Origin of the sequence: Paenibacillus beijingensis (genome assembly GCF_000961095.1) — a bacterium.
Classification (GTDB): Bacteria; Bacillota; Bacilli; order Paenibacillales; family Paenibacillaceae; genus Paenibacillus_O; species Paenibacillus_O beijingensis.
Genome location: NZ_CP011058.1, coordinates 5,524,990 through 5,551,919 on the forward strand (window position 1 = coordinate 5,524,990; position 26,930 = coordinate 5,551,919).

32 protein-coding genes and 1 riboswitch are annotated in these 26,930 nt (G+C 55.8%); of the genes, 5 read left to right on the plus strand and 27 right to left on the minus strand.

Annotation, left to right across the window (positions count from 1 at the left end; translation table 11 throughout):
• Positions 1-7: 7 nt before the first annotated feature.
• The 5 genes from ribH to VN24_RS25025 all read right to left on the minus strand — a co-directional run bounded on the left by ribH (position 8) and on the right by VN24_RS25025 (position 4,611).
• Positions 8-478 carry a 6,7-dimethyl-8-ribityllumazine synthase gene (gene ribH, locus VN24_RS25005; RefSeq protein ID WP_045672640.1) on the minus strand — a complete coding sequence of 157 codons (471 nt, stop codon included), beginning with the start codon at positions 476-478 and terminating at the stop codon, positions 8-10.
• A 48-nt stretch (positions 479-526) separates the two neighbouring features.
• Positions 527-1,753: a bifunctional 3,4-dihydroxy-2-butanone-4-phosphate synthase/GTP cyclohydrolase II gene (locus VN24_RS25010; RefSeq protein ID WP_045672641.1), complete on the minus strand. Its 1,227-nt coding sequence runs from the start codon at positions 1,751-1,753 to the stop codon at positions 527-529.
• Positions 1,754-1,809: 56 nt separating this feature from the next.
• A complete protein-coding gene (gene ribE, locus VN24_RS25015) occupies positions 1,810-2,496 on the minus strand; it encodes a riboflavin synthase (protein WP_045672642.1) in 687 nt (228 codons plus the stop codon).
• A 13-nt stretch (positions 2,497-2,509) separates the two neighbouring features.
• Positions 2,510-3,640, minus strand: a complete 1,131-nt coding sequence (gene ribD / locus VN24_RS25020; protein WP_045672643.1) for a bifunctional diaminohydroxyphosphoribosylaminopyrimidine deaminase/5-amino-6-(5-phosphoribosylamino)uracil reductase RibD — start codon at positions 3,638-3,640, stop codon at positions 2,510-2,512.
• A 275-nt stretch (positions 3,641-3,915) separates the two neighbouring features.
• Positions 3,916-4,123: riboswitch (FMN riboswitch) on the minus strand.
• 101 nt (positions 4,124-4,224) lie between these two features.
• Entirely contained in the window at positions 4,225-4,611 is a 387-nt protein-coding gene (locus VN24_RS25025; RefSeq protein WP_045672644.1) for a YmaF family protein, read from the minus strand.
• Between the two features lie 170 nt (positions 4,612-4,781).
• Between VN24_RS25025 and VN24_RS25030 the strand changes: the two genes are divergently transcribed.
• Positions 4,782-5,057: a WGxxGxxG family protein gene (locus tag VN24_RS25030; RefSeq protein WP_338012202.1), complete on the plus strand. Its 276-nt coding sequence runs from the start codon at positions 4,782-4,784 to the stop codon at positions 5,055-5,057.
• 125 nt (positions 5,058-5,182) lie between these two features.
• Here the strand turns inward: VN24_RS25030 and VN24_RS25035 are convergent, their stop codons facing one another.
• The 9 genes from VN24_RS25035 to VN24_RS25075 form a co-directional block, all read right to left on the minus strand.
• Positions 5,183-5,614 (minus strand): peptidylprolyl isomerase, encoded by a 432-nt coding sequence (locus tag VN24_RS25035; protein WP_045672645.1) that lies wholly within the window; start codon positions 5,612-5,614, stop codon positions 5,183-5,185.
• Between the two features lie 183 nt (positions 5,615-5,797).
• Positions 5,798-7,132, minus strand: a complete 1,335-nt coding sequence (lysA, locus tag VN24_RS25040; RefSeq protein WP_082084128.1) for a diaminopimelate decarboxylase — start codon at positions 7,130-7,132, stop codon at positions 5,798-5,800.
• Positions 7,133-7,245: 113 nt separating this feature from the next.
• Positions 7,246-8,859 (minus strand): spore germination protein, encoded by a 1,614-nt coding sequence (locus tag VN24_RS25045; protein ID WP_148505390.1) that lies wholly within the window; start codon positions 8,857-8,859, stop codon positions 7,246-7,248.
• An 88-nt stretch (positions 8,860-8,947) separates the two neighbouring features.
• Entirely contained in the window at positions 8,948-9,376 is a 429-nt protein-coding gene (locus VN24_RS25050; protein WP_045672647.1) for a stage V sporulation protein AB, read from the minus strand.
• The gene (locus VN24_RS25055) at positions 9,369-10,022 is read right to left on the minus strand and encodes a stage V sporulation protein AA (RefSeq protein ID WP_338012203.1); all 654 of its coding nucleotides are present in this window, start codon (positions 10,020-10,022) and stop codon (positions 9,369-9,371) included. Before VN24_RS25055 ends, VN24_RS25050 begins: the two co-directional genes overlap by 8 nt.
• Before the next feature lie 120 nt (positions 10,023-10,142).
• Positions 10,143-10,898 carry an RNA polymerase sporulation sigma factor SigF gene (sigF, locus tag VN24_RS25060; RefSeq protein ID WP_045672648.1) on the minus strand — a complete coding sequence of 252 codons (756 nt, stop codon included), beginning with the start codon at positions 10,896-10,898 and terminating at the stop codon, positions 10,143-10,145.
• 20 nt (positions 10,899-10,918) lie between these two features.
• Positions 10,919-11,374, minus strand: coding sequence for an anti-sigma F factor (spoIIAB, locus tag VN24_RS25065; protein ID WP_045672649.1), 456 nt, complete (start codon positions 11,372-11,374; stop codon positions 10,919-10,921).
• Positions 11,371-11,724 carry an anti-sigma F factor antagonist gene (spoIIAA, locus tag VN24_RS25070; RefSeq protein ID WP_045672650.1) on the minus strand — a complete coding sequence of 118 codons (354 nt, stop codon included), beginning with the start codon at positions 11,722-11,724 and terminating at the stop codon, positions 11,371-11,373. Before spoIIAA ends, spoIIAB begins: the two co-directional genes overlap by 4 nt.
• A 161-nt stretch (positions 11,725-11,885) precedes the next feature.
• Complete coding sequence (locus VN24_RS25075; protein WP_045673694.1) at positions 11,886-13,028, minus strand: D-alanyl-D-alanine carboxypeptidase family protein; 1,143 nt, start codon at positions 13,026-13,028, stop codon at positions 11,886-11,888.
• Between the two features lie 299 nt (positions 13,029-13,327).
• Between VN24_RS25075 and VN24_RS25080 the strand changes: the two genes are divergently transcribed.
• Positions 13,328-14,158 (plus strand): GNAT family N-acetyltransferase, encoded by an 831-nt coding sequence (locus VN24_RS25080; RefSeq protein WP_052703144.1) that lies wholly within the window; start codon positions 13,328-13,330, stop codon positions 14,156-14,158.
• Positions 14,159-14,195: 37 nt separating this feature from the next.
• Here the strand turns inward: VN24_RS25080 and VN24_RS25085 are convergent, their stop codons facing one another.
• The 7 genes from VN24_RS25085 to VN24_RS28500 form a co-directional block, all read right to left on the minus strand.
• Entirely contained in the window at positions 14,196-15,539 is a 1,344-nt protein-coding gene (locus VN24_RS25085; protein WP_045672651.1) for a pyrimidine-nucleoside phosphorylase, read from the minus strand.
• A gap of 6 nt (positions 15,540-15,545) precedes the next feature.
• On the minus strand, positions 15,546-15,737 hold the full coding sequence (locus tag VN24_RS25090; protein ID WP_045672652.1) for an aspartyl-phosphate phosphatase Spo0E family protein: 192 nt from the start codon (positions 15,735-15,737) through the stop codon (positions 15,546-15,548).
• Positions 15,738-15,848: 111 nt separating this feature from the next.
• The gene (locus VN24_RS25095; protein ID WP_045672653.1) at positions 15,849-16,673 is read right to left on the minus strand and encodes a purine-nucleoside phosphorylase; all 825 of its coding nucleotides are present in this window, start codon (positions 16,671-16,673) and stop codon (positions 15,849-15,851) included.
• 31 nt (positions 16,674-16,704) lie between these two features.
• Positions 16,705-17,922 (minus strand): phosphopentomutase, encoded by a 1,218-nt coding sequence (locus tag VN24_RS25100; RefSeq protein ID WP_238590773.1) that lies wholly within the window; start codon positions 17,920-17,922, stop codon positions 16,705-16,707.
• Positions 17,923-17,948: 26 nt separating this feature from the next.
• Positions 17,949-18,872, minus strand: a complete 924-nt coding sequence (gene xerD / locus VN24_RS25105) for a site-specific tyrosine recombinase XerD (protein WP_045672655.1) — start codon at positions 18,870-18,872, stop codon at positions 17,949-17,951.
• Positions 18,873-18,971: 99 nt separating this feature from the next.
• Positions 18,972-19,205, minus strand: coding sequence for a DUF4227 family protein (locus VN24_RS25110; protein WP_045672656.1), 234 nt, complete (start codon positions 19,203-19,205; stop codon positions 18,972-18,974).
• Between the two features lie 68 nt (positions 19,206-19,273).
• A complete protein-coding gene (locus VN24_RS28500; protein ID WP_274520400.1) occupies positions 19,274-19,408 on the minus strand; it encodes a hypothetical protein in 135 nt (44 codons plus the stop codon).
• A gap of 138 nt (positions 19,409-19,546) precedes the next feature.
• On the opposite strand from VN24_RS28500, the gene VN24_RS25115 reads away from it, so the two are divergent.
• Positions 19,547-20,728 carry a S8 family peptidase gene (locus VN24_RS25115; RefSeq protein WP_045672657.1) on the plus strand — a complete coding sequence of 394 codons (1,182 nt, stop codon included), beginning with the start codon at positions 19,547-19,549 and terminating at the stop codon, positions 20,726-20,728.
• A 70-nt stretch (positions 20,729-20,798) separates the two neighbouring features.
• Here VN24_RS25115 and fur read toward each other — a convergent pair whose 3' ends face one another.
• The 3 genes from fur to VN24_RS25130 all read right to left on the minus strand — a co-directional run bounded on the left by fur (position 20,799) and on the right by VN24_RS25130 (position 23,067).
• The gene (fur, locus tag VN24_RS25120; protein WP_045672658.1) at positions 20,799-21,263 is read right to left on the minus strand and encodes a ferric iron uptake transcriptional regulator; all 465 of its coding nucleotides are present in this window, start codon (positions 21,261-21,263) and stop codon (positions 20,799-20,801) included.
• A 90-nt stretch (positions 21,264-21,353) separates the two neighbouring features.
• On the minus strand, positions 21,354-21,992 hold the full coding sequence (gene spoIIM, locus VN24_RS25125) for a stage II sporulation protein M (RefSeq protein ID WP_045672659.1): 639 nt from the start codon (positions 21,990-21,992) through the stop codon (positions 21,354-21,356).
• A gap of 505 nt (positions 21,993-22,497) precedes the next feature.
• Positions 22,498-23,067 carry an NUDIX hydrolase gene (locus VN24_RS25130; protein WP_045672660.1) on the minus strand — a complete coding sequence of 190 codons (570 nt, stop codon included), beginning with the start codon at positions 23,065-23,067 and terminating at the stop codon, positions 22,498-22,500.
• Between the two features lie 109 nt (positions 23,068-23,176).
• Between VN24_RS25130 and mciZ the strand changes: the two genes are divergently transcribed.
• Positions 23,177-23,335, plus strand: coding sequence for a Z-ring formation inhibitor MciZ (gene mciZ, locus VN24_RS27185; protein WP_082084132.1), 159 nt, complete (start codon positions 23,177-23,179; stop codon positions 23,333-23,335).
• Between the two features lie 86 nt (positions 23,336-23,421).
• Here mciZ and VN24_RS25135 read toward each other — a convergent pair whose 3' ends face one another.
• The gene (locus VN24_RS25135; protein ID WP_045672661.1) at positions 23,422-24,549 is read right to left on the minus strand and encodes a M20/M25/M40 family metallo-hydrolase; all 1,128 of its coding nucleotides are present in this window, start codon (positions 24,547-24,549) and stop codon (positions 23,422-23,424) included.
• A 99-nt stretch (positions 24,550-24,648) separates the two neighbouring features.
• Here VN24_RS25135 and prli42 point away from each other — a divergent pair, with 99 nt between their 5' ends.
• On the plus strand, positions 24,649-24,744 hold the full coding sequence (gene prli42, locus VN24_RS27525; protein ID WP_148505307.1) for a stressosome-associated protein Prli42: 96 nt from the start codon (positions 24,649-24,651) through the stop codon (positions 24,742-24,744).
• On the opposite strand, the gene lipB is transcribed toward prli42, so the two are convergent.
• Both lipB and VN24_RS25145 read right to left on the minus strand, forming a co-directional pair.
• Positions 24,741-25,469 carry a lipoyl(octanoyl) transferase LipB gene (lipB, locus tag VN24_RS25140; RefSeq protein WP_274520401.1) on the minus strand — a complete coding sequence of 243 codons (729 nt, stop codon included), beginning with the start codon at positions 25,467-25,469 and terminating at the stop codon, positions 24,741-24,743. The two genes, prli42 and lipB, sit on opposite strands and share 4 nt — an antisense overlap.
• A 16-nt stretch (positions 25,470-25,485) precedes the next feature.
• Positions 25,486-26,895: a dihydrolipoamide acetyltransferase family protein gene (locus VN24_RS25145; protein ID WP_045672662.1), complete on the minus strand. Its 1,410-nt coding sequence runs from the start codon at positions 26,893-26,895 to the stop codon at positions 25,486-25,488.
• Positions 26,896-26,930: the final 35 nt, after the last annotated feature.

The following is a 26,930-nucleotide window of genomic DNA, read 5'->3' on the forward strand; positions in this document are numbered from 1 at the left end:
GGTTCACTCAGCCTACGATCGCTTTGGTCAAGTTGGCCATTTCGATCGCCGAAGCGGCCGCTTCCCAGCCTTTATTGCCGGCTTTCGTTCCCGCGCGCTCAACCGCCTGCTCGATCGAATCGGTCGTCAGCACGCCGAAGATGGTAGGCACGCCGGTTTTCAGCGCGATTGCGGACACGCCTTTCGCCACCTCGTTGCACACGTAATCAAAGTGCGGCGTGGACCCGCGGATGACGGTTCCAAGCGTAATGACGGCGTCGTACTTGCCGCTCTCCGCCATTTTTTGGGCAATGAGCGGAATTTCGAAAGCGCCCGGCACCCATGCGACTTCAACTTCATCTTCTTCGGCGCCGTGACGTTTGAGCGCGTCCAGCGCTCCGCTCAGCAGCTTGCTCGTAATAAACTCGTTAAATCTGCCTACGACGATACCATACTTAAGACCTTGCGATACGAGATTTCCTTCAAATACTTTTGCCATAACGTTTCTCATCCTTTCATATCAGGCCGGGCAACCGCCCGCTCGGGGTCAAATTTCAAAATCGAGCAAATGGCCAAGTTTCGTTTTTTTGGTGTATAAATAGTTCGTGTTATCCTCGTTGCGCTCCACCTGCAGCGGCACCCGCTCGAATACATCAAGCCCGTACCCTTCAAGCCCTTTAATTTTGCGGGGGTTGTTGGTCAGCAGGCGCATGCGCCGCACGCCGAGATCTTTCAATATTTGCGCGCCGATGCCGTATTCCCGCAGATCGGGGGCGAATCCCAATTTAATATTCGCGTCGACCGTGTCGAATCCCTGCTCCTGAAGCGCGTAAGCTTTCAGTTTGTTAATGAGTCCGATTCCGCGGCCTTCCTGGCGCATATAAAGCAGCACGCCCCGGCCCTCCTGATCGATCTGGCGCAGAGCGGCCGCCAGCTGCGGCCCGCAGTCGCAGCGGTGCGAGTGAAACACGTCGCCGGTCATGCATTCGGAGTGGACGCGCACCAGTACCGGTTCGCCGCTATCCACATCGCCCTTCACAAGCGCGACATGCTCTTTGCCGTCAATTTCGTTCGTGTATGCGACGGCCCGGAATACGCCGAAATCGGTCGGCATGTTCACTTCCACGGCACGCTCCACGAGCTGCTCTTTGTTGCTGCGGTACAATATGAGGTCGCGGATCGTAATCAGCTTCAATTGATGCTTGCGCTTGAACTCAATGAGATCCGGCAGCCGGGCCATCGTGCCGTCTTCCTTAATGATTTCGCAGATCGCCGCTCCCTGCTTGGAGCCGCTCATGACGGCCAGATCGATCGCGGCCTCCGTATGGCCGGCGCGCCGCAGGACGCCGCCTTTTTTGGCAATGAGCGGAAAAATATGTCCCGGTCTGCGGAAGTCGTCCGCCTTGGCCGCGTCGTCCACAAGCGTCCGCACCGTCATCGCCCGTTCATGGGCGGAAATGCCGGTTGTCGTATCTATGTGGTCGACCGATACGGTGAACGCCGTGCCGTGATAGTCGGTGTTCCGGGATACCATCGGCGGCAGCTCGAGCGTCTCCGCCCGTTCGGCGGAAATCGGAACGCACACGAGGCCGCGCGCCTGCGTAATCATGAAATTGATGGTGTCCGCTGAAATGTTTTCCGCGAGCGCGATCAGATCGCCTTCGTTTTCACGGTCCTCGTCATCGACGACGATAATCGTTTTGCCTTGTTTCAAATCGAATAACGCGTCTTCTATCGTATCAAAAACATCATTCTGTTTCTCTGCGTCAATCATCGCTTACGTTCCCTACCTCTCTGCTAAAGTGCATCTATCCGGTATTTGCAAAAAATTTACATAAATCCGTTATCCGCCAAAAAAGCGGCGGAAAGGCTGTTTCCTCCCTTTCCGGCCGAGCCGCTCGGGACGGCGGATTCACCGCTGCGGCTGCCGTAATGGAGCAAATGATCGACATATTTGCCCAATATATCGCACTCGATATTGATCGTGTCGCCCGCTTTTTTATCCTGCAGCGCCGTTTCGCGCAGCGTGTGCGGAATGATCGATACGGCGAACGTTTCGTTATGAACATCGAATACGGTAAGGCTGATGCCGTCAATCGTCACCGATCCTTGCGGAATGATGTAACGCATCCGCTCCTCTTCGGACGGCTTTATCCGGTATACGACCGCGTTGGCGTCGGCTGTGCGGGATACGATGACGCCCGTCCCGTCCACATGCCCCTGCACGATATGGCCGCCGAAACGGCCGCCTGCGGCCATCGCCCGCTCCAGATTGACCCGCTGGCCGAGCTTCACTTCGCTCAAATTGGAATGGCGGTATGTTTGGGGCATGACGTCTACCGTAAAGGAAGCGCGGTCGAAGGAGACGACCGTAAGACAGACGCCGTTGACGGAAATGCTGTCTCCGTCTTGTACGCCTTCCAGCACTTTCGATGCCCCGATCGTCAGCAGCATCGCTTCCCCTTGGCGGCCGATCCGTTTCATAACGCCCGTTTCCTCAATTAATCCCGTAAACACAGCTAATGCCCCCTTATGTTAAACGATTGCCCAGCGGAATTCGCCGCCGGTTGGCCGGATAGCCGCTCAGGCAAATGTCGCTTCCGTAACGCTGTACATCCAGCTCTTCAATTTCAATCGCCTCGGACATTTTGTCAAACCCGTGCAGCTGGAAAGGGACCGGAGCGTTTGCTCCGCCAATCAGCTTTGGAGCGATAAATAGCAGCATTTTATCCACCAGGCCGGCATCGAGCATCGCCCCGCTAAGCGTGCCGCCGGCTTCGAGCAGCACCGAGCCGATCTCCAATTCGCCGAGCCGCTTCATCGCCTGAGTCAGGTCAACCTTCGGTCCCGCCCCGCATACGACGACCTTCACGCCTGCCGCCTCCAGCGCCTCTCTTTGGGACGCATCGGAGGATTCGGTCGTCACAATAACGGTCGGCGCCGCCTGGTCCTGCACCAGCTTCGCTCCGAGCGGCATCCGTAAGGCGGAGTCGACAACAATCCGCACGGGATGGATTCCGGGAACCGGGAGCCGGGTCGTAAGCGAAGGGTCGTCGGCAAGGACGGTGCCGATGCCGACCATAATGCCCATATGCCGGTGCCGCAGCATGTGGACCGCTTCGCGCGACGCCGGGGAGGTAACCCAGCGGCTGTCCCCCGTTTTCGCCGCGATTTTGCCGTCCAACGTAGAGGCGCTCTTGAGCGTCACAAACGGCAGGCCGGTTGTAATGAATTTATTGAAGGCTTCATTGAGCTTCATCGACCTTTCGCCGAGCACGCCCACTTTCACTTCGATGCCCGCCTCGCGCAGACGGGCAAGGCCGCGTCCCGCCACCAGCGGGTTTGGATCGGTGCAGGCAACGACTACTCGGGCTGCCTTGGCGGCTATTATCCGCTCGCAGCACGGAGGCGTCTTGCCGAAATGGCTGCACGGCTCGAGCGTCACGTAGACGGTCGCCCCTTCCGCTTCTTCACCCGCCATATTGAGCGCATGCACCTCGGCATGTCCGGTGCCCCTTTTCAAATGCGTGCCGACGCCGATGATGCGGCCATCCTTGACGACAACGCAGCCGACGACCGGATTGACCGACGTTTGACCGAGCGCCTTGGAAGCCAGGTTTAACGCAAGATCCATATAAAACTCGTCATTTAAAATATCCATAGCAAAAAACCCCCAAAGGCTTACTGGCCTCGGGGGTAAGAGAGTGTAGTAAAAGACATCTTCAAAGAAAGCATCCAAATGCCGACGTATAGCGTTCTGTATCATGCTCCCGCATAAACGCCCGCTTCAAACGATACTGGAACGGACGAAGCGAAGTATTATGCTCCCGTTAAAGAGAGAAAGGAACAGAATGCGAATCATCAGACGTTAACGGAAGGTTGTGAAAAAAAGCACGCAACCGTCACCAAATAGGCGATGCCAAAAAACTTTGAAGGCGTCTCCTTCTCCCATCCAGACTATACTGTCGGTCCCGGAATTGCACCGGATCCACCTTCGCCGCACGTTTTCTCTCATCGGTTGAGCATCGAAAACATTGCAGGTCCGGGTCACGGACTGACGGATAACGAACGCCCGGTTGGAACCGCACACGTCTGTTAGCCGATCACCGCCGGTTGGGAATTACACCCCACCCCGAAGGAAAGCCAAATGAATTTTATTACCAATAATAATTCGTGTTGACTGCATAGTACCACCATAGAAATAAAAAAGCAAGGATTTTCATCCCTGCTTACTTGCATATGTTGTTATGAACCGATTTCATTTCCTGTTGTCCCGCGGTACATATGGGAGTGGGGAAACCTTCCGTTCACGGTCGTAAATCCTTCAAAATAGTGATAGTGCCCTCCCCCGGGAAAGCTGACGGCCGGCCCTGTCGTTCCGCGTACAATGTGCGTATGACCGTCGTTCATCGACGTTACCGCATAATATTGATGTACGTGCTGAACGCCGCTTTCCGCAAGCTCCGTCGTACCGGCGTAATAATGGCTGTGTCCGTTGTTGAAGGACGTCATTCCTGAAAACGGATGCTCGTGAACCGGTCTGCCATCCCAAGATGTAATATACAGCTTATGAGAATGAAGCGGGTCAGAACCGTCCGAGTGAACGACAAAACCTGAAACAGGGATCTCCATTCCGATATTTCCTTCCCAATGATTTTGATATTCTATTGTATAGAGATACGGCGGGAGCGGTTTGGGCTGATTCCCAATAGACGCAGGAAATAATCGGAAGAATAATTCGTTCGAGAAAAGGAAAAAACAAGTCGGTAACCAATACTCCATAAAAAAGTGAGGGCACAGAATTGAAAAAAACAGGATCGCTTTTCATGATGATCACTTGCTTGGCGCTCGTGCTTTCGATCCCGGCTTTTGCAAACGGATCGGCCAATTCCGAAGTTGCTGCAAACTATGACACCACACGCATGGGCAACACCGTGAACAACAACGGCACGAACTGGGATAGAAACAATTACCGGGCAGCCGCTACCGACGATAATGATATTGACTGGGGCTGGCTTGGTCTGATCGGACTCGCCGGATTGGCGGGGTTAAGAAACAGGGACCGCGAACGTACCTGATGCGTCCGGAATGATGCCGGCATCAGGCAACCGGGCCGGCGATCGTTCATCCGCAATCCGAAAAAAAACGCCGGAATCTTGTGACAAGAATTCCGGCGTTTTTTTATTCTGTTCGACCGATAAGGTTAAGCGGTGTAAACTTCCACTTTCTCCATCTTGTCGCGGCCTTTAAAGGCGTCGACAAACTCCATCCCTTTCACCACTTTGCCGAATACGGTATGCTGACCGTCGAGATGCGGTTGCGGCTGGTAGCAAATATAAAATTGGCTGCCGCCGGTATTGCGTCCCGCATGGGCCATCGCCAGCGTTCCGCGCTCATGTTTGTTCGGGTTGATCTCGCAGTTGATCGTGTAGCCTGGGCCGCCGGCGCCGGTGCCGTCCGGACAGCCTCCTTGCGCGACAAAACCCGGGATGACGCGGTGGAAGTTAAGTCCGTTGTAGAAACCTTCGTTTGCCAGCTTCTCAAAGTTGGAGACCGTGTTCGGAGCGTCCTTTTCGAACAGATCCAAAATTACCTCTCCGCCGGTTGCCAATGTTATTTTCGCTTGTTTCGCCATCGTTATCGCTCCTTGTCCGATATTGAAGGGGCTGGGGCTATGTTAGCGCAGCCAGCCCGCCGGATTCCTATGCACGTCTACCATCATACTATAATTTACCGCTGCAAGCAAAATAGAGAACGGCCGGCGCACTGCTTGCGCCGGCCGTTCCAAAACTGAAATCATGCTTACGATTAGTCCCGTTTATCCGTTCGTCAGCGCCGACTTGCGAAGACGCTCCGGAATGACGTCGCCCGCGATAATGTCGCTCAGCGTTTCACGCTTGACGGCAACGTCAGCGGCCCCGTCCCGGACGAACACGACAGCCGGGCGGCGGATGCGGTTATAATTGCTTGCCATCGCATAGTTATAGGCGCCTGTACAAAATACGGCCAGCAGATCGCCGCTCTTCGCCTGCGGAAGCTCCAAATCCCAAATGAGCATATCGCCGCTTTCGCAGCATTTGCCCGCAATGGAGACCGTCTCGGCAGCCGGCTCGCCCGCGCGGTTGGCAAGCACCGCCTCGTATTGGGACTGGTACAACGCCGGACGCGGATTGTCCGTCATACCGCCGTCGACGGAAACGTATTTGCGCACGCCAGGAATATCTTTGCTTGTGCCGACCGTATACAAGGTCGTTCCGGCATCGCCTACGATGCTGCGGCCCGGCTCCACCCAAATTTCCGGAAGCGGATAGTCCGCCTTCGTAAAGTTGGTGCGCACAGAATCGGTAATCGCTTTGATGTACTCCGCAACTTGCAGCGGTGTATCATCATTCGTATACCGGATGCCGAAGCCGCCGCCGAGGTTGATAACCTGGAACGTGTAGTTCAGCTTCGCACGTACGTCAAGCGCAAATCCGCATACTTTGTCCGCGGCCATCCGGAAGCCTTCGACTTCGAATATTTGCGAGCCGATGTGGGAATGCACGCCAAGCAGATGGAGATGCTTAAGGCCGGTTGCTTCTTCCACCGCCTGGAAAGCGGCCCCGCCCTGCAGATCGAAGCCGAATTTGGAATCTTCCTGCCCGGTTGAAATATAATCGTGCGTATGCGCCTCCACCCCCGGCGTAATGCGCAGCAAAATGTTCACTTTCTTGCCTTTATCGCCGGCGAGGGCGTTCAAGAGCCGCAGCTCCGTGAAATTGTCGACGACGAAGCAGCCGATCTCCGCATCGAGCGCCATATTAATTTCTTCCGGCGTCTTATTGTTGCCGTGAAAGTGAATGCGCCCGGCCGGGAACCCGGCCTGCAGAGCGGTATACAGCTCACCGTCCGATACGACGTCGAGCGACAGCCCTTCCTGCTCGGCGATGACGCACATCGCCAGCACGCTGAACGCCTTGCTCGCGTAGGCCACCTGAAATTTCAGGCCGGAAGCGCGAAATGCCTCAACATACTCCCGTGCACGCTGGCGGACGAGCGCCTCGTCCACAACATACAGCGGCGTTCCATATTCGCGGGCAAGATCGGTCGTATCGCAGCCTCCGATTTCCAGATGCCCTTTATCGTTGATTTTACTAGTACCGTGAAAATACATCCATTTTCCCCTCATCTTTCTCCAATCGTGCTTAATGTATGCCAAAGTTGTACCCATTGGCACCAGTATAACGCAATGTGGACAGAAAAGAGAAATGGATTTTTTTGAAACGTTTACGAGCGGCCGTTTCCGGTCGGCATTTTGTCCCGCTGCTGAGGACGGAGCAAATTCGGTCTCGTTTTGCTCTCCAGCACGGGCATACGAAATATAATATTGAGCAGCGCTTTGGCGTCAAACGGAATGAACGGCCACAAGTACGGGCGGTTGAACGAGCGCTGGAAGCATAACAGGAGCAAAATGGCCGTTATTCCGACGATAAATCCCGGCACTTTAAAGATGGCGACCGACACAATGAGCACCAGACGGACGATCCGGTTGGCAAGTCCGAGCTCATAGCTCGGCGTGGCGAACATGCCGATCGCCGAAACGGCCATGTACAGAATGACTTCATTAATGAACAGCCCCGATTTGACGGCGATATCGCCGACCAGAATTGCCGACACAAGCGACATCGCGGTCGCCAGCGGCGACGGGGTATGAACGGCAGCCATCCGCATCAGGTCCACGCCGAATTCCGCCAGCAGAAATTGCAGCACGAGCGGAATTTTTCCTTCTTTCGACGGGCCGATAAAGCTCAGATTCGGCGGCAGCAGCTGCGGCTGCAGCACGTACAGGAACCAGAGCGGAAGCAGAAACATGGAGACGAGAATGCCTAAAAACCGCACCCAACGCAGGTAAGTGCCGATAAAAGGCGTTTGCCGGTTTTCTTCAACATGCTGCACCAGGTCGAAGAACGTTGTCGGCAGAATCATAACGCTCGGCGTCGTATCCACAAATACGGCCACATTTCCTTCCAGCAGGTGCGATGCCACCACATCGGGCCGCTCGGAATAGCGGACAAGCGGAAACGGGCTCCAGCCGAGCCTGACGGTCGCTTCCTCCAACTGCTTGTCGGCGAGCGGAAGTCCGTCGATATGGACCGCTTTAATTTTATCGCGGATCGATTCGACCAGCTCCATATCGGCAATGTCGTCGATGTAAGCGATGCAGACATCGGTTTGCGTCCGTTCGCCCACACGCACGACTTCGTAGCGCGCCCGCGGATCGCGCAGCCTTCTGCGAACGAGACTGACATTGACCATGAGCGTCTCGACGAAACCGTCCCGCGATCCGCGCACGACACGTTCGAGCGACGGTTCCTCGGGACCGCGCGCCGGAAAGCTTTTGGCGTCGATAATAAGCGCGCGGTTTTCGCCTTCAATGAACATCGCCGTCGATCCTGCGAGCACGTTCGTCATCATTTTGTTCCAGTCCTCTTCCGGCTCCACCTGAACGGCCGGAACATACAGGTTCATGAACGAATGGAGCGCATCGGAAGTCATATTTTCCCCATGCAAATAGGAAAGACGCTTAAGCACTTCGGTCAATGCGATATCTTTGGCGAGCCCGTTCATCATAAAGAAAGCGGTGCGGGTGTCGCCGAGCGTCATCTCGCGCACGACAACATCGAAGCTTTTCTTGTAGCCGACCTCATCCTTCAAACGGCAAATGACATCCTCCATCCGGGATGGAATGATCGATTGCCGCTGCACAGACTGCTCCGGCTCTTCATTCCCCGTTTCCTCCGAGCCTGAATGTTGGCCCAGCGGATGGGAGGAGCGCACATCCAAAAATATTTCGTCGCCAAGCAGCTCTTCCGTTTCGTTCTCCGTACCCAAGCGAACCATTTCCGCCGCAGCATCCGCTTCATCGACCCGCGTTATTTTTTTCCAATTCGTCATTTCGTTCACCCACCGCATTCATTATCGTCTTAAGCTACCACTGGAACATCAGCCAATCGAACAGCGAGCCGAGCGTCTTGCCCAGAACCATAGCCATCACGAGCGCGGACAAATAATTGGATAACCCCATTCGTTTGGCAAAAATCGGCAGCACGTTCATCACTTCCGTTAACGCCGCCGCCAGCATGCCGATGAACATTCCATTGAATATGCCCGTAAGCGGCAAAATGAGAGGACCGGGTAAAAACATCCGCCAATTGAAAAAATCGGCAAACGTCCAGAACATCGATCCTCCGACGATCGCCGTCTCGAACCATAACGATTTCCGGTACGCATTCGCAAGCTGCGCAAGCCGGGGAATAAGGTCGAACACGATGAGCAGCGCCACCATGCCGCTTCCGACCGCAAGCCCTCCCGCAAATCCGAGCAGCGCCATGAACAGATCAAACGCCGCCTCAACCATCGCCGCGTCCGTCCACTCGTCCCGACATTTTGCGCATTTCGTCGGCGATCACGTAGGCGTTGACATTCTCTTGGTACATAAAGAGCTCCACTTCAAGCGGATTCGGCTCTTCGTTGAACCTTTTTTTGAACAGATGGTTAAAAAAAACGATCATGCCGAAGCCGATTCCGAGCGAATACGGAATTTGAAACCAAAGCGGATGCTCGCTCTTCCGTCCCGTTATCAGCTCCGAGATGCGCTGGTGCACCTCCTTCATACTGACGTCGGTATGAAAATTCATAATAGCCAAACCCGCTCCGAAAAAAAGCAGCAGCCACGACGCAATCAGCACCGCAATGCGCGTTTTGGTCCCCTTGCCTTCCACCGTTACAAGTACCTGCGGGTCGCCGTAAGCCTCCACCTCGAGGCCCGGGTCGGAGTCTTTCAGCGCTTTGACGATCTGCAGCACATCGATGACGACGCGGTTGCCGTCCTCAAGCTTGTGCCTGTAAAGCGGCAGCGCCTTATACCGCTCCTCCTGCCCCGGCTCCGCCAGCAGCCGGGACGCCTGTCCCAGCGTCAGCGTCCCGCCCGGGGGCAGCGAAATTCTTTTTTTCAGCCTTATGTAAAGCCTGGAAGCGTGCTTGCGCATCTCGTTCGGTTCCAATAGTGAAGCCCCCCTTCCTTGTTGTGCCGCTATAACCGCCAGCCTTTGTTAGTATGGGAAATCGATGCAAAGGATACTCATGCTTCCGCCAGTAAAATACGGCAAAAGACCAAACCGCCGCTATTGGGCGATTTGGTCTTTAATGGACTGCAATATTTTTTTCTCCAGCCGCGACACCTGCACCTGCGAAATGCCGAGGCGACCGGCGACCTCCGACTGCGTCTGATCGCGGTAATATCGTAAATAGACGATCAGTCGCTCCCTCTCCGACAGTCCGCCGATCGCCTCACTGAGCGCCAGCTTGTCGAACCACCGCTCCTGCGAATCGTCGGCGATCTGGTCCATCAGCGTGATCGGGTCGCCGTCATTTTCGAACACCGTTTCGTGAATGGAAGTCGGCGGCTTGTTCGCTTCCTGGGCGAACACGACATCCTCCGGCGTCAAACCGAGAAATTCAGCCACCTCGCCGACGGTGGGCAGCCTGCCGAGCGTCTTGGACAGCTCGTCCTTCGCCTTGCGCACCTTGTTCGCCGTCTCCTTAAGAGACCGGCTTACTTTCAGCGTTCCGTCGTCGCGCAAAAACCGTTGGATTTCCCCGATGATCATCGGCACCGCGTAGGTGGAAAACTTGACATCATAGGAAAGATCGAACTTGTCGACCGATTTAAGCAGCCCGATACAGCCGATTTGGAACAAGTCTTCCGGTTCGTAGCCCCGGTTCATAAACCGCTGCACAACCGACCATACAAGACGGATGTTGCACTGGACGAGCGTATCGCGGGCGAGCGTATCGCCGGTTTGGCTCAGCGCGATCAGGCGCTTCACTTCCGCATCCTCAAGATAGGGCTGAGCGGTTTGTTTCAAATCCACATCCATGCGGTCCAACCCCTATACGCCTAGTTGTAAAGCGCTTTTTTTGATTCAATGCGCTTCAGCATGGCAATTTTCGTTCCTTTTCCGGGCTCGCTCGTAACCTCGAAACGGTCCATAAAATTTTCCATTATCGTAAAGCCCATACCCGATCTTTCCAGTTCCGGCTTGGAAGTGTACAGCGGCTGCCTGGCCATCTCCAGATCTTCAATTCCGCGGCCTTCATCCGATATCGTAAGACTGACCGTATCGTTCTCAATGACGCCCTCGATCGTGACCATGCCGGCGCTGTCGTTGTCGTATCCGTGAATGATCGCATTGGTTACCGCCTCCGAAACAACCGTTTTCAGATCGTTCAGCTCATTCATCGTCGGGTCCAGCTGGGACACGAAGGCGGCGACCGCAACGCGGGCGAACGCTTCGTTCTCCGAACGGGCGCTGAAGACCAGCTTCATTACATTGGCAGCTTGCGGAGTGTTCATAGCGCGACCTCCAAACTTGTAAGCGCCAAGCGCTCGTTGTCGTAAATCGGCATGATTTTGAATAAGCCTGACAGCTCAAACAGCCGGTGCACACCGGGACTGACATCGCAGACAACCATTTTGCCGCCTTTATTTTTCAGCAGTTTATACCTTCCCAGAATGACGCCAAGACCTGAGCTGTCCATGAACTCCAGCCCCTTCAAACTGAGAATGACGTGGGAGCTGTCCCCCCTCATGATGGCGTCTTCCATCTGGTAACGGACCTTATCGGCGGTATGATGGTCCAGTTCGCCGTGGAGACGGACGATCAGCACGCTGCGGCGATGCTCCAGTTCAACCCGAAGACTCATTCCTTGTTCAACTCCTCTTCGTTGATAGACAAGGGATTCTCCGCACCGGGCGCCTTCTCCTGCCCCGCGACAAAACTAGAAGCAGGCCGCTAAAGGCCGACAAATTGCGCTAACCTGCGCTCGGGTCCGCCTGTCAGGGCGCTACAGGCAGCAGCGGACGATCATGAGAACAGGCTTCCGCAAGTGCGCTTGAACAGCTTCCACCAGCTTGCTTTTTCAACCGAGACGGGCGCCTCGACCGGAAACTCCTTGATCACCTCGTTGCCCCGGTAGACGACAAGCTTGCCGATCGGCTGCCCGATGCGAACCGGAGCCTTCAGCTTCCCGTCCAGCTTCAGCTCATGACGGATATCTTTGGGTTCGGCGCCTTTTTTCATCAAAATGCTGTAGTTATGCTTCGCGGTAAGCTCAAGCTCGGGAACATGCCCTTTCTCGATCGATACCTTACCCATCGGATCGCCCTCCTTTAATACCGGGTAATTGGTGTATTGGGCGAAGGAGTAATCAAACATGCCCGACACTTCCGCATTGCGCGTCTTTGTATTCGGTTCTCCCATTACGACGGCGATAACTCTCATATTGTCGCGGCGCGCGGTCGCCGACAGGCAAAATTTCGCCTCGCTTGTATATCCCGTTTTCAGCCCGTCGGCACCGCTGTAGAAGCGGACCAGCTTGTTCGTATTGACGAGCCAAAACGGCTTCTTGCTGGATTGGCGCAAATAATCCTGATATTTACCGGTATATTTCGTAATTTCGGAGTGCTTCAGCAGTTCCATCGACATGATGGCGATGTCATGCGCCGAGGAATAATGATCGGCAGCCGGCAGTCCGTTGCAGTTGGCGAATCGGGTATCCTTCAGCCCCAGCTGCTTCGCCTTCGCGTTCATCATATTGACGAACTCCGCTTCCGTCCCCGCGATCTTCTCCGCGAGCGCCACCGACGCATCGTTGCCCGATGCCATGGCGACTCCTTTGAGAATATCGTCGACGCTCATTTCTTCGCCGGGCTCAAGGAAAATCTGGGAGCCGCCCATTGAAGCGGCATATTCGCTGGTGGATATCATATCGGTCAATTTGATCTTGCCGTCGTCCAGCGCTTCCATCGCGAGCAGCATCGTCATAATTTTTGTAATACTGGCGGGAGGCAGCTTATCGTGGCTGTTTTTTTCATAAATGACCGTTCCGCTGTCGGCGTCAATTACAATTGCAGACTTGGCGGACGGAGCGAGATCGGGACCGGCAGCTCCGCCGGAGCCGGGCTGCTTTGCTTGCTGCGGTTCCTCGGCCCATGCCGCTCCCGGCATTAGCAGAGCAAACGCGATCGCACAGATGAACCATTTCTTTTTCGCTTGTCTCAAGTTGATTCCCCTCCTGATATTGTGCGGCGCCGCACCGCCTACCGCAATCATCGTAAAGGCGCCGTAATGACGCCGGATACGCAAAATCGGCGCAGATATAATTCCAGCATTGACCAGAAGAATGAAGATTATTCCAAACCCGATGGGGAAGGTATGTTCAGACTGGTTCTAACGGAATCGGCTATTGAATATTTATTTGTTATAGTGTATATTTATACAATCCTATCAAAAAGGTTGGGTGCCCGATGTTTAAAACAATCGAACGGTGTTCCCTGCATGCCTGGCCGGCACTGCAGACGACCTGCGAAGACGGCTGGCTTTTGCGCTTTGCCGAAGGATATACGAAACGCGCCAACTCAGTCAACGCATTCGATTCCGGTAACGAAGCGGATTTGGCCGCCAAAATTGCAGCTTTCGAAAAACGATACGCCGATGCGGGATTGGATTCCGTGTTTAAAATAACGCCGTTTGTTCCGGAATCGCTCGATACGGAGCTTGCGCGACAAGGATATACCGTTGTGGAGCCGTCGTGCGTTCAATTGCTGGACGGCCTGGATCAAATCGGGGAACCGAAATTGCCGGATGTGAACATGCAGCGGGATTTAAGTCCGGAATGGCTGCGCCTTGTGTCCGCGATGAGCGGCCTGTCCGGGAAACAGGCGGAGGTCATGCAGCGGATGCTGGCGTCCTCCGAGCTGACGACGGGCTACTTTGTTTTGTCGCACCTGTCGGTTCCGGTAGCTTGCGGGATCGGCGTCGTCGAAGGAGAATACGTCGGATTATTCGATATCGTAACCGCCAAGCAATACCGCAACCGGGGTTACGCGGAACAATTGATTCTTCATATCTTGAAGTGGGGCAAATCGTGCGGAGCATCCAAAAGCTATGTGCAGGTTGTGGAGTCTAACGCGCCGGCGATGAGACTGTACGAGAAACTGAAATATAAACAGATCTATCCTTACTGGTACCGGGTTAAAACGATTGCACAGATCGAGGAGGAACAGAAGCCTGCCGCCGCCTGGAAGGAATGGTTAAGCCGATTTCCGTCCATACAAAGCAAAACGGTCTCTTCCTGATTCAGGATGAGACCGTTTTTTCAAAGAAGGTAAACCGCTACTGCGCGGCCGTCCGCTCGGTTCCCGCCGCCGTTACAACCGACAGCACGAGCGGGCGCAGCTTAGGCGGCTCCGGCGTTATGGTAAACGCGCCCAGCAACCGTTCCAGCGCTTGACGCACGGCAGGCTCGCTCTCCGGAGCAGCCGCGTGAACGCGGGCCAGCGCTTCGCCGGCCGCAACGCGATCGCCGACTTTCAAATTCAGCACGATGCCGACCGCATGATCGATCGTATCGTCTTTCGTCGCGCGGCCTGCGCCGAGCATCATTGCCGCAATGCCGAGCTCTTCGGCGTCGATCGCGCCGATATAACCTTCGGCGGGCGATTTCGCCGCAAAAACATACTCCGCCTGCGGCAGCCGCCGCAAATCGTCAACGAAAGCGTCATCGCCGCCCTGCGCGGCGACGAACTGGCGGAACTTCGCAAGTGCCGCGCCGCTTGCAAGCAGCTCCCGGACCAGCTTCTTCGCTTCGTAAATATCCGCCGCCTTGCCGGCGAGCACCGTCATGTGGGCTGCCAGCTCAACGCACAGCTCCGTCAAGTCTTCGGGTCCCTTCCCCTGCAACGTCGCCACCGCCTCCGCCACTTCAAGCGCATTGCCGACCGCAAAGCCGAGCGGCTGGTCCATATCGCTAATGACGGCGGCCGTGTTGCGTCCGACCTCGGTGCCGATTTCGACCATCGCGTGCGCAAGCTCTTCCGACTGCTCCACCGTTTTCATAAATGCTCCGCTTCCGGTCTTTACATCCAGCACGATGGCATCCGCGCCGGCGGCGATCTTCTTGCTCATGACCGAACTGGCGATAAGCGGAATCGATTCCACCGTCGCGGTCACGTCGCGCAGCGCGTACAGCTTCTTGTCGGCAGGAGTCAAGTTGCCGCTCTGTCCAATGACGGCGAGGCCGATCTCGTTTACCTGCCGGAAAAACTGCTCCTGCGTCAGCTCCGTCCGGAAGCCGGCGATCGACTCCAGCTTGTCGATCGTGCCGCCGGTATGCCCGAGGCCCCGCCCGGACATTTTGGCTACCGGAATGCCGGCCGCCGCCACAATAGGACCGAGGATGAGCGTCGTCTTGTCGCCGACACCTCCCGTCGAATGCTTGTCCGCTTTAACGCCCGGTATCTGCGATAAATCGACCGTATCTCCGGATTCCGCGATCGCCAGCGTTAAATTTGCGGTTTCGACCGGTGTCATTCCTTGAAAATAGACGGCCATCGCCCATGCGGACATTTGATAATCCGGAATGTCCCCGCGGCAATACCCGTCAATGATCGTTTGTATTTCCGCAGCGGTCAGCTCGCCGCCGTTTCTCTTCTTGTGGATCAAATCGACCATGCGCATTTGTGCCTACCCCCTAGTTGCCTCTTCCTCGCCGCCTGCACGGGAAGCAAGCTGCTCCGCCTGTACACGGACGATAAGCATGTCCAGCCTTTGGCTGAGATGCAGCACTTTCTGATGCAGCATCGTATTGTGCAGCATCGCTTCATTGACCATTTGGCCGCGCAGCCGTTCAATTTGTAAATGCAGCTTTTTATCCATGGTTTCCTCTCCATATATCTATCTCTTAATGGACATTATACGACGAGGACTTTGTTAAAATTGTCACTTTGAGTCGAGTGAATTATTACAATTTTGTTACAAAAACGAACACTACAGCTGCGGAATAAGAGCATTGACATAGTTGATAAACAGCGTTTTAACACGCTCCGTCGTCTCAATCACTTCCGTATGCGACAACGGTTGATCCAGGATGCCTGCGGCCATGTTCGTAATACAGGAAATGCCGATCACTTCAAGACCGCTGTGGCGGGCCGCTATCACCTCGGGAACGGTCGACATCCCGACGGCATCCGCCCCCATGATGCGCATCATGCGGATTTCCGCAGGCGTCTCGAAAGAAGGGCCGATCACCGCAAGATAGACGCCTTCGCGCAGCGTGAAGCCTTGATCTTCCGCCGTGCTGCGGGCAATGGCGCGAAGCCTTCTGCTGTACGCTTCGGACATGTCCGGGAAACGGACGCCGAGCTCGTTGTCGTTAGGGCCGACTAGCGGGTTGCGACCGGTCAAGTTAATATGATCGGAAATGAGCATCAGATCGCCCGCTTCGTATTCGGTGTTGATGCCGCCCGCCGCATTCGTCACGAGCAGTTTCGCCACGCCGAGCGCTTTCATGACCCGCACCGGAAACGACGTCAGTTCCGGCCCGTAGCCTTCATACATATGGAAGCGGCCGCGCATCAATACGACGGACCGTCCCGCCAATTTGCCGATCATCAGCTCTCCGGCATGGCCTTCCACCGTCGATATCGGGAAATGGGGGATCTCCTCATACGGAATCGTAACGGCGCCTTCTATGTAATCGCCTAACATCCCGAGACCGGAACCCATAATGAGTCCGACCTCAGGCTTGTCCCCCGTGCGGGAAGCAATAAATTGCGCCGCTTCCTGAATGTGTGTCGCATTTAATGGATTCATCGGATTTGCGCTCCTCCAGCTAAGATGATTGTTATTTCAACAGCGGCAGCATGCTCGTTCCGTTGCCTGTACCCGGTACCCCGAAATTATCGGCGATTGTCGCGCCTACATCCGCAAACGTCGTTCGAATGCCGAGCGGTCCCGCTTGTTTCAGCGAAGGGCCCGCAATAAGCAGCGGCACGTATTCGCGCGTATGATCGGTGCCCGTATGAACGGGATCGTTGCCGTGATCCGCCGTCACGATCAGCAGATCGCGCGGCTGCAGCCTCTTCAGCAGATCCGGCAGCGCGCGGTCGAACGCTTCCAGCGCGCGGCCGTATCCTTCCGGATCGCGGCGGTGCCCATACAACGAATCGAAATCGACCAGATTCGTAAAGAGCAGACCGCGGAACGGCGATTCCAAAAGCGAAGCGGTCTTCTCGATGCCGTCTTCGTTGCTGACGGTAGGAGCGGCGGCCGTGATGCCTTCCCCGCTGAAAATATCGTTGATTTTGCCGACGGCGATCACATCGAATCCGGCCTGCTCGAGCGCATTCAGCACCGTCGGCTCGGGCGGCTTGACCGCGTAGTCATGGCGGCCCGATGTTCGCTTGAACGTTCCCGGCTTGCCGGTAAAAGGCCTCGCGATCACGCGTCCGACCGCATACTGCGGATCGAGCGTCAGCTCGCGCGCGATTTCGCACGCCCGGTACAGCTCCTGGGGCGGAATGATGTCTTCGTTTGCGGCGATCTGAAACACGCTGTCGGCGGAGGTATACACGATCCAGGCGCCGGTGCGCAGCTGCTCTTCCCCCAGCTCGTCCATAATTTCCGTGCCGCTTGCCGGCTTGTTGCCGATCACTTTGCGCCCGGTCTGCTGCTCGAACGCTTCGATCAGCTCCGCCGGGAAACCGTCCGGAAAGGTACGGAACGGAACCGTCACTTTCAGGCCGGCCAACTCCCAATGTCCGGTCATCGTGTCTTTGCCGACGGATGCTTCGGCCATTTTGCCGTAATAACCGGCAGCGGTTCCTTTCGGTTCCCAGCCCGGCAGCTCGGCGATCCGGTCGAGTCCGAGCGCCCTCATATTCGGCAGCGAAAGATCCTTCACGCGTTCGATAATATGGCCGATGGTGTGAGCCCCGGCATCGCCGAACTTAGGCGCGTCGGGCATTTCTCCAATTCCTGCACTATCCAGTACAATCAGGGCAATACGGTCAAAACGCAAAGGCTTCACCCTCTCAGCAATTATGTCATGTACATCTGGCATCGGGTGGGCTCTCCCGGCGCTTTTCTTCAGTTTTTGCCGGAGCGGGGATGCGTCCGGTCATACACTTCCTTCACGCGCGGCCGGGCCACGCTCACATAAAGCTGGGTCGTCGCGATGTCCGCGTGCCCCATCATTTCCTGGACCGCGCGCAGGTCGGCCCCGTTCCCGATCAGATGTGCCGCGAAGGAATGGCGCAGCGTATGCGGCGTAATATGTTCGCCATCCCGGATACCGGCTTCGCGCGCATAATTTTTCACCATTTTCCAAAATCCTTGGCGCGACAGCCGCGTTCCGCTATGGTTCAAGAACAGCGCCCGCCTGTCGGCATCGCTCTGCTTGTCCGAACCGGCCGCCAGCAGGCTGTTCCTGCCGCGCTCGATATATGCCGTCACCGCATCGGCGGCAATCTTTCCTACCGGGACGATCCGCTCTTTGGAGCCGGGCGCGGTGCAGCGGATATATCCGAGCGCCAAATCCAGGTGCTCCATATCGAGGGAAACGAGCTCCGTCACCCGGATGCCGGTCGCATACAGCAGCTCCAGCATCGCTTTGTCGCGAAGTCCGGCCGGAGTTTCGGCTCTCGGCGCGTTCATCAGCACCTCCGCTTCCTCCTGGGACAGCACCTTCGGAGGTTTGGGCTCCAGCTTGGGCGATTCCACGTAAACGGACGGATCTTTATCGACGATTCCCTCGCGAATCAAATAACGAAAAAAAGACCGGATCGAGACGGTCCGCCTGGAAAGCGTCGAACCTTTGCGCCCTTTGCTGCGCAGCTGGGCCATATATCGCAGCAAATGATGTTTGTTGACCGCGGCGAGGTCCTCCACTCCCTGTTCCCTGAAAAAAGACAGCAGAGAGGTTAAGTCGCGACGGTAAGCATCAAGCGTGCTTCCGGAAACATTTTTTTCTTCCGCCAAAAAAGAAAGATACGATTGCAGGTTTACGTCCATGAAGGTTCCCTTTCCTTTGCGTAGTCGCGCCCATCCCGCTATAGGTCAGCTTCCATCCATGCTTGTCAATAGTTCTGCGCCGGGCGCACTAATTCCTTCTTATTCCCCGTACCAATAAAACCACCGCAGCCTGTCCGCGATCGAACCGCCCTCCTGAGGCGCGACATGGCGATGGAACACTTTCACCGCGCCGCCTTCAGGCGTCTTGTAAGGGTCCATCGGCGCGATCAGCAGGGCGGCCCAGCGGTATCCTCCAAACGCTAAAAACGTCAGCACAATAAAAACGATCACAAACAGCAGCCGGCGTAACCAAGTTCGCAGCGACACGATCATCGTTCAGCCCTCCTTCTTACAGACAACGTTATGAAAGGAGCGTGAAAAATAGTACGGGCCGTTTTAAATCAATCCGTCCAGCGGCGTGAACGGCATTGCTGCAGCTGCAGCGACCTTTTCGTGCGTAATGCGGCCGGCGCAGGTGCTGACGCCTCTTTGCCCTGGTCAACGGCAACGTCCACAATAACGGACCCCAGCTTCATCGTGCCGCCATCTCTTCCGTTACGAAATGAGGCGCGCGCCCCTTATCGTAACCTTGCAATCAACTCGTTTTGCCCAATCCGACCCGCGTTCAGAGCCATAGACTGTTTCAGATGAACAGGAAGGAGCTACAAGCGATAATGAAGGAACTTGTGCGGACGGTATGCCGATACGCCCGTAAGAAAGCGGGCGCGCATACGGAGCGCCATCTGATCGTGATGAACAGCGCCGAAGGCTACGACCGGTTGCTTAGAGGGCTCCGGGAGGCGGGCATCACTCCTTTGAAAGCGATTCGGGGGAGCAGAATGATCTGTTGTTACTTGGATCGCAGAAGTAATTTAAAATCTCTGCGGAAACATTCGCATATCAAATCGCTCGAAAAAGATGTCCGGGTGCGGGCACTTGCCTTGAACACCGCAACCGCTGTCAAGATTACCGATCCCCGCAGGGCTTCCGCCCGGCAGTCGCTTGCTTTTAACCCGCGCATAACATGGAATATCAGCCGGGTTCAGGCGCCGGCCGCCTGGTTGCGCACCCGCGGAAGCGGCATCCGCCTGGCGATTATCGACACGGGAATCGCTGCTCATCCCGATCTGCACGTAAGGGGCGGCACGAATACGATCGGCGGCAGGTCGTTCCGCGACGACAACGGTCACGGCACTCATGTTGCGGGAATAGCGGCGGGGCTTGGCCGCACCGGGATGCCGGCCGGCGTCGCTCCCCGCGCTTCGCTGTATGCGGTGAAGGCGCTGAATCGCAACGGTTTCGGTAATATTAGCGACATTGTGGAAGGAATTGACTGGTGCATCCGCAACCGGATGGACGTCATTAATATGAGCTTCGGTCTTCAAGGCGAGCTTCAAGGAACGGCCCTTCATGACAGCATTATCCGGGCCAAACGGAGAGGCATCGTTCTCGTAGCCCCAGCCGGAAACAACGGACCAAACAACCGGATAATCGACTTGCCGGCGCGATATCCCGAAACGATCGCTGTCGCTTCTTCCTCCATTGAAGACCGGATCGACGGCTTCAGCAGCCGCGGAGCCGGAATCGATCTTTCCGCTCCCGGCCGCAATATCGTTTCCACCTGGCTTGGTCGCGGCTACGCAATCAGCTCCGGAACGAGTATGGCCTCCCCCCATGTCGCGGGCGGGGCGGCTTTATTGCGGGCCAAATATCCGCAGCTGCTGCCGGACGGCGTCCGTCTTATGCTGCGCAGCCGGGCGCGCAAGCTCCCCGGTTTCTCAGCCCGCGCCCAGGGAGCGGGACTGCTGCAGCTCGCATCGATCGCAGAAAGCCGCGCAAACGACCGCAGCAAGTAGCCGCTAAATAAGAAAGCTCCTGCAAAGGTAGGTTTGAGCTTACTGATCAAACATACGGATGCCGGAGCTGTTATTCGGTTGATTTGGCGTTATCGTTCTTTTCCCGGCATCGTTTGCAAATGCCTTGAAAGTCGAGACGGTGGTCGAGAACCGTAAAACCGAACTCCCGTTCAAGACGTTCTTCAAGCGGTCCGAGCCAGTCTTCCTTAATTTCATCCATTGTGCCGCATTGTACGCAAATTAAATGATGATGATGATGTTTGCTGCTGTCCGTACGCAAATCGTAACGGGCGACGCCGTCGCCGAAGTTAAGCTTCTCTACGACGTGCAGCTCGCTTAAGAGCTCCAGCGTCCGGTATACGGTAGCCAGTCCGATTTCGGGGGCTTTATCCTTAACCAGCATAAATACGTCCTCGGCACTGAGATGATCCTCTTCATTTTCAAGCAGTACCCTTACGGTGGCTTCTCGCTGCGGGGTTAACTTATAGCCCTGCGACTGGAGTTGTTGTTTGATTTTATCAATCCGGGCTTCCAATGACTTCCCCCCTCGCACGTATGTCCGGCGCGGGACGCCGGAACATATGCTTTCATTATAGGGGCTAACCGCAAATAATGTCAAACCTGTTTAGCCGGCAGCGGCGGGGGAAACGAGCGGCGCCGCCCACTGCATAAGCGACGGCGACAAGTACGCGTCCACAAAGGCCGCTCCTACCAAAGCGAGGAACATGACGGCCATTGTCGTGACGAACGAGACGGCCGGCCGCAGCAGCGGGCCTTGTCGTCCGATCAGACGGCTGCGGATTACGACGAGCGAGAAGGACAGCGCCGCGACGCTCGCAACCATCAGCGCGGGTACCGCCAGCAGATTGGGCGGCGCGACCGAGACGAGCGAGAACAGCAGACCTTTCCACGCATGCTGGCTTATTAAAGTGCCGATCGTAAAGCCGACCAGCACCCCTTTTAAAAAATCGAGCGCCAGCACAAACGGCATCCCCACGACCGTCAAGCCAAGCACCCAAATGAGCAGCAGCCATTTGGCGTGAAACCATAAGCTGCTCCAGAACGATTGCGCTTCATTCGGGAAGATACCGGCTGAAATGTACTGGATAAAGCTTGACAGTTCATCTCCCAGATTTTGCTGCTGTTCGAGCGTGAGCGCCCCTACCATCAGCGTGCCGAACACAACTCCCACTGCAAATAATATAATGACGAACAGATACAATGTCAGCTGATGTTTCATTTGCGGCAGCAGCTGCGGGCTCATGTTTGGTCGTCTCCCTTCATTCCGTTCGATACAGCATTGTATGTCCCGAAGGGAGCTTCTATGAGAGGGAGGATGTGAAAAAGGAGCGCTGGGATGGCAGGTTTGATCTTCCGATCGCTGTAGCATGGTGAGCAGGCCGCTGCGCGGCTGACTTGTGATTCCGATCGCTGTTGTAGACGGATCGTTTTCATTTGTAATTTTTATCAAGGTAACGATCCGTCTACAAAGGCGAACGCTGGCGCTTCTCCATTCACAAGTCAGCCTCTCCGCTCGTTCTCACCATACGTTTCAAGTACCAGGGACAATGGCGATCGCTTCGCTTCTCCAGATTCAAACCTGCCCTCTGCGCTTTCCTTTTTCACTTGGGAAGGGCAGGAAAGGCTGCGCGGTAGCCGTGCTTGCCGAGTAAAACAAGTGAAAACAAATCCATTTTATTGAATCTCGTGCCCGTTGCGTTACAGACTTTGTGTTCCGACCACTGCACAGGCGAATGAAGCTCTTTTTGTTAAACGATGCGCCCCGTTAATTGATACAGCTCCCAGACATAGAGCGCCATTACCGTCTTGGCGTCGCTGATCAGCCCGTCCGCCATATAGCGCTTCGCCTGCTCCAGCGTAATGGCTTCAACCTGCAGCTCTTCGTCCTCGTCGGGATTCATCGTGCCTTGCTCGAGCGCATCGGTAAAGTAAAGATGAAGAATTTCGTCGGCGAATCCCGGCGATGTATAAAAGGAGCTGACATGGCGCAGTTCCTTTGCGCGGTAGCCGGTCTCCTCCTCCAGCTCGCGCTCCGCCGCAACCGCTGGATCTTCACCCGCATCAAGCTTGCCGGCGGGAATTTCGATCTGGTATTTCTCCATCGCCTTGCGGTACTGGCCGACGACGAGCAGCTTGCCGTCCAGCAGTGCCATAACGGCGGATGCGCCGGGGTGACGCACGATTTCGCGGGTTGCGGTTCTGCCGCCGGACACCTCAACCGTGTCCACCTGCAGCGAGATCACTTTACCTTGAAAAATATGTTCCGTTGACAGCGTAGCTTCAGGTTTTTTACCGTTTATGCCGTGTTCCGTCGTCATCGTCAAAATTCCTCCTGTCGGTTATGAGAAAATTGGATAATCATGACCATCATAACTTGTCCGTCTTCCGCATACGCTGAATCAAATATCGAAACAGGATGTGGCGACGATGAAAAAATATATTGGTTCCAAAGAAATCCGCCTTGTCGGCAAAGCGTGGGAAATCCGTCATTCGTTGCGCCAGCTGGACAAGCGGGATGCGGCGGCAAGCGTACAGCAGCGGCGCTCTCTGGCTTCTTATTTGGCACACGCTTCCTCCAAAGCGTAAGTCACGTGCTGATGAGCGGCAAAGATTAGCAGAAAAAAAATCAGTCCGTCAACTGCAACGGACTGATGAAAGCGGCGGTTAGGCGGTTACTCCGCCGCTGTCTGCCGGATGATTTGTACGACCAGTTCCGCCGTTTTCGCCAGATCGTCCGCCTTGATCTGCTCTTTGGTCGTATGAATATGTTCGTAGCCGACGGCCAGATTGACGGTCGGAACGCCTAAGCCGTTAAAAATGTTCGCGTCGCTTCCTCCGCCGGAATGAAACGTCCGGGGCGTCAGCCCTACTGCTGCGATCGCCGTTTTGGCTACTTCAACGACCGGATCGGACTCACCGTGCGTATAAGCAGGATAGACCAGGCTGCTTTTCAGCTCCGCGCGGGCTCCGTTCTCCTCGGCTGCCGACTCCAGCGCCTGACGCATCGCTTCGATCTGCTTTTCCAGCTTGCTTGCGGAAATGCTGCGCGCCTCGGCGGTCAAAAGCACATAGTCGCACACAATATTCGTTGCGCCGCCGCCTTCGAAACGGCCGATGTTGGCCGTCGTTTCCTTGTCGATGCGGCCCAAAGGCATGCGCGCGATCGCTTTGGAAGCGACCTGAATCGCGCTGATGCCGTCCTCCGGGTTGACGCCGGCATGGGCCGAACGGCCGTAAATGTGCATCGTAATTTTCGCCTGGGACGGTGCCGCAACGGCGATATCGCCGACTTTGCCGTTGGAATCGAGCGCGTAGCCGTACGCAGCTTGCAGCTTGTCCGCGTCCAGCGCCCTTGCTCCGACGAGTCCGCTTTCCTCGCCCACCGTAATGACGAACTGTACCGTTCCGTGCGGGATCTCCTGTTCTTTCAACACCCGGATCGCTTCCAGCATCGCCGTTAAGCCGGCCTTGTCGTCGCTGCCGAGAATCGTCGTACCGTCGCTGCGGATATAACCGTCTTCGTCGAGGCGGGGCTGAATTCCTTTGCCCGGCGTTACGGTGTCCATGTGCGAAGTGAAAAAGATAACCGGCGCCTGAACGCCTTCCGTCGCGGGCAGCGTCGCAAAAAGATTGTTCGCCCCATGCCCGGTCTTCGCCGCCGCATCGTCCTCCTCCAGCGATAATCCCAGCTCTGCGAATTTGGTTTTCAGAACGCGGCTCATTTCCGCTTCGTGCCCGGTTTCGCTGTCCACCCTCACCAATTCCATGAATTCTCCGATCAACCGTTCCTGTTTGACCATATCGGCTTTCCTCCGCTCCCCGAAATCGTTAAAATAGAATGTGAACCTTGATTCAACTGTTAAGACAAGCATGCCAATAAGACAGAAAGGAGTTTCAATATGCCTAACCGTTTGATGAGAATCGTCGTCTACGTGCTGCTGATCGCACTGCTGATTACGACCGTGCTGTCCGGGATCGGCTGGATGTTTTCCTAGCCCGGGTCCCCGGATTTGACCGGCCACGCGGCCGCATCCGGCCGTCGGAATCCAAAGATGCGGCAGAAGTGCGGCAGCAGCTCGTGCGCCGCCTGTTCGACCTCCATATGAATGCCCGTCAAATCGGCAAATGAGGTCACGCCGTACTGTTGAATGCCGCAGGGCACGATTCCGGCGAACCCTTCTGCGGCGATTCCGGCTTTAATATTAAGCGCAAATCCGTGGCTTGTTACAAATCCGCGGCGCGTGCGCGCTTTATTGAATTTGACGCCGATGGCCGCAATTTTTTCATCCCCGACCCAAACGCCCGTAAACTCGCTTTTCCGGCCTCCGGTAATGCCGTAGCCTGCAAGCCAGTCGATAATGGACTGCTCCAGCTTGCGCAAGTACCCGTGCAGATCAAGACCGACCGCATCCAAATACAATAGCGGATAACCGACCAACTGACCGGGACCGTGGTATGTAATGTCTCCGCCGCGGTCGATTTCAAAAACGGATATCCCCCGCTTGTCCAGCTCTTCCTTCCCGAGCAGCAGATGCTCCGGATGTCGGTCCGATCCCAGCGTATAAGTGGGAGGATGCTGAAGAAGGAGCAGCGTTTCCGCCCGCTCCTCCCGGTCAATTTCTTTTACATATCGCTTCTGCAAATCCCAGGCCTCTTCATAGCCGATCATCGGAATATATTCAACGTCCAGGGCGCCCGTTTGGAATTGATCCGTTGTCACCGTTAATCGCCTCCCGCTAGTAAAGCTTGGTTTCGATAGTGAAGCTTTCGAGATTTTCCTTTACCCGCTGCAAAAATCTTCCGCAAATGACGCCGTCCAAAATACGGTGGTCGAGCGATAGGCAAATGTTGGCCATGGAACGGACCGCGATCATATCGTTAATGACAACCGGTTTTTTGACGATCGATTCAAAGGTCAAAATTGCCGCCTGCGGATAATTGATGATTGGATACGAAAGAATCGATCCGAACGAACCGGTGTTGTTCACCGTAAAGGTGCCGCCCTGCATATCCGACAGCGTAAGCTTGCCTTCCCGCGTTTTGCGGGCCAGCTCTTCGATCTCGCGGGCGAGACCGGCCACGTTTTTGTGATCGGCATTGCGGATGACCGGCGTCAATACGGAATCTTCGGTGCCGACCGCAAGCGATACGTTAATATCACGCTTGACGATAATTTTATCGACGGCCCACACGGAGTTCATAATCGGAAAATCTTTGATCGCGCTGACGACTGCCTTCAGCAGAAACGCCAAATAAGTCAAGTTGACGCCTTCACGCTGGCGGAACTCGTCTTTTAGCTTGTTGCGCAGCACGACAAGGTTCGTCACGTCGACCTCGATCATCGTCCACGCATGCGGAATCTCCGTTACGCTTTGGCGCATATTGCGCGCAATGGCGTTGCGGATCGGCGTAACGTCGATAAAATATTCGCCCCGTCCCGGAAACTCGTGCCCTTCCACTTCAATCGAAGGAATGCGCGGCGTCTCCGTTAAATGCAGTCCCGTTGAACGGACAGGCACACGGGAATCATACAGCTCGTCCTGAGCCTGTGCGGCAGGTTGCTGTCGAGGCGCTGCTGCTGCCGGCTGCTGGGCGGGCGTTGTTGCCGTCGCCGGCCGCTGCGCGGGTGCCGCAGCCTTGGAAGGCCGGCCGGATGCCAAGTAGGCCAGCACGTCTTTGCGGGTAATGCGTCCGCCCATCCCGGTTCCGCTTACTTCGCTCAAGTCGATGCCGTGCTCGGCCGCGAGCTGATTCACAGCGGGCGAATAGCGGCCTGCACTGCCTCGGGATTGGACGGCACCGGCAGCGGCCGAGACCGGACTAGGGCGAGCGGCGGAAACGCTCGGCTCCGTTCCGGCGGTAGCGGCATCTGCGGAGCCGTCCTCCCCGTTCTCCTGCTCAACCTCCACGATACAGATCGCCGTGCCGACATCGACCGTTTCCCCGCCGGCAACTAATATTTTAACCAGTTTGCCTTCGATCGTGGACGGTATTTCAGCGGTAACTTTATCGGTAATAATTTCGCAGATCGGTTCGTACATGCCGATCGTATCGCCCGGCTGCTTGAGCCATTTGTCGATCGTTGCCGAGACGACCGACTCCGCAAGCTGCGGCATTACAATTTCGGTTACGGCAGTTGATTTCATGGTGACCTCCTCAAGTTTTTGCGAAAGCAAAAACA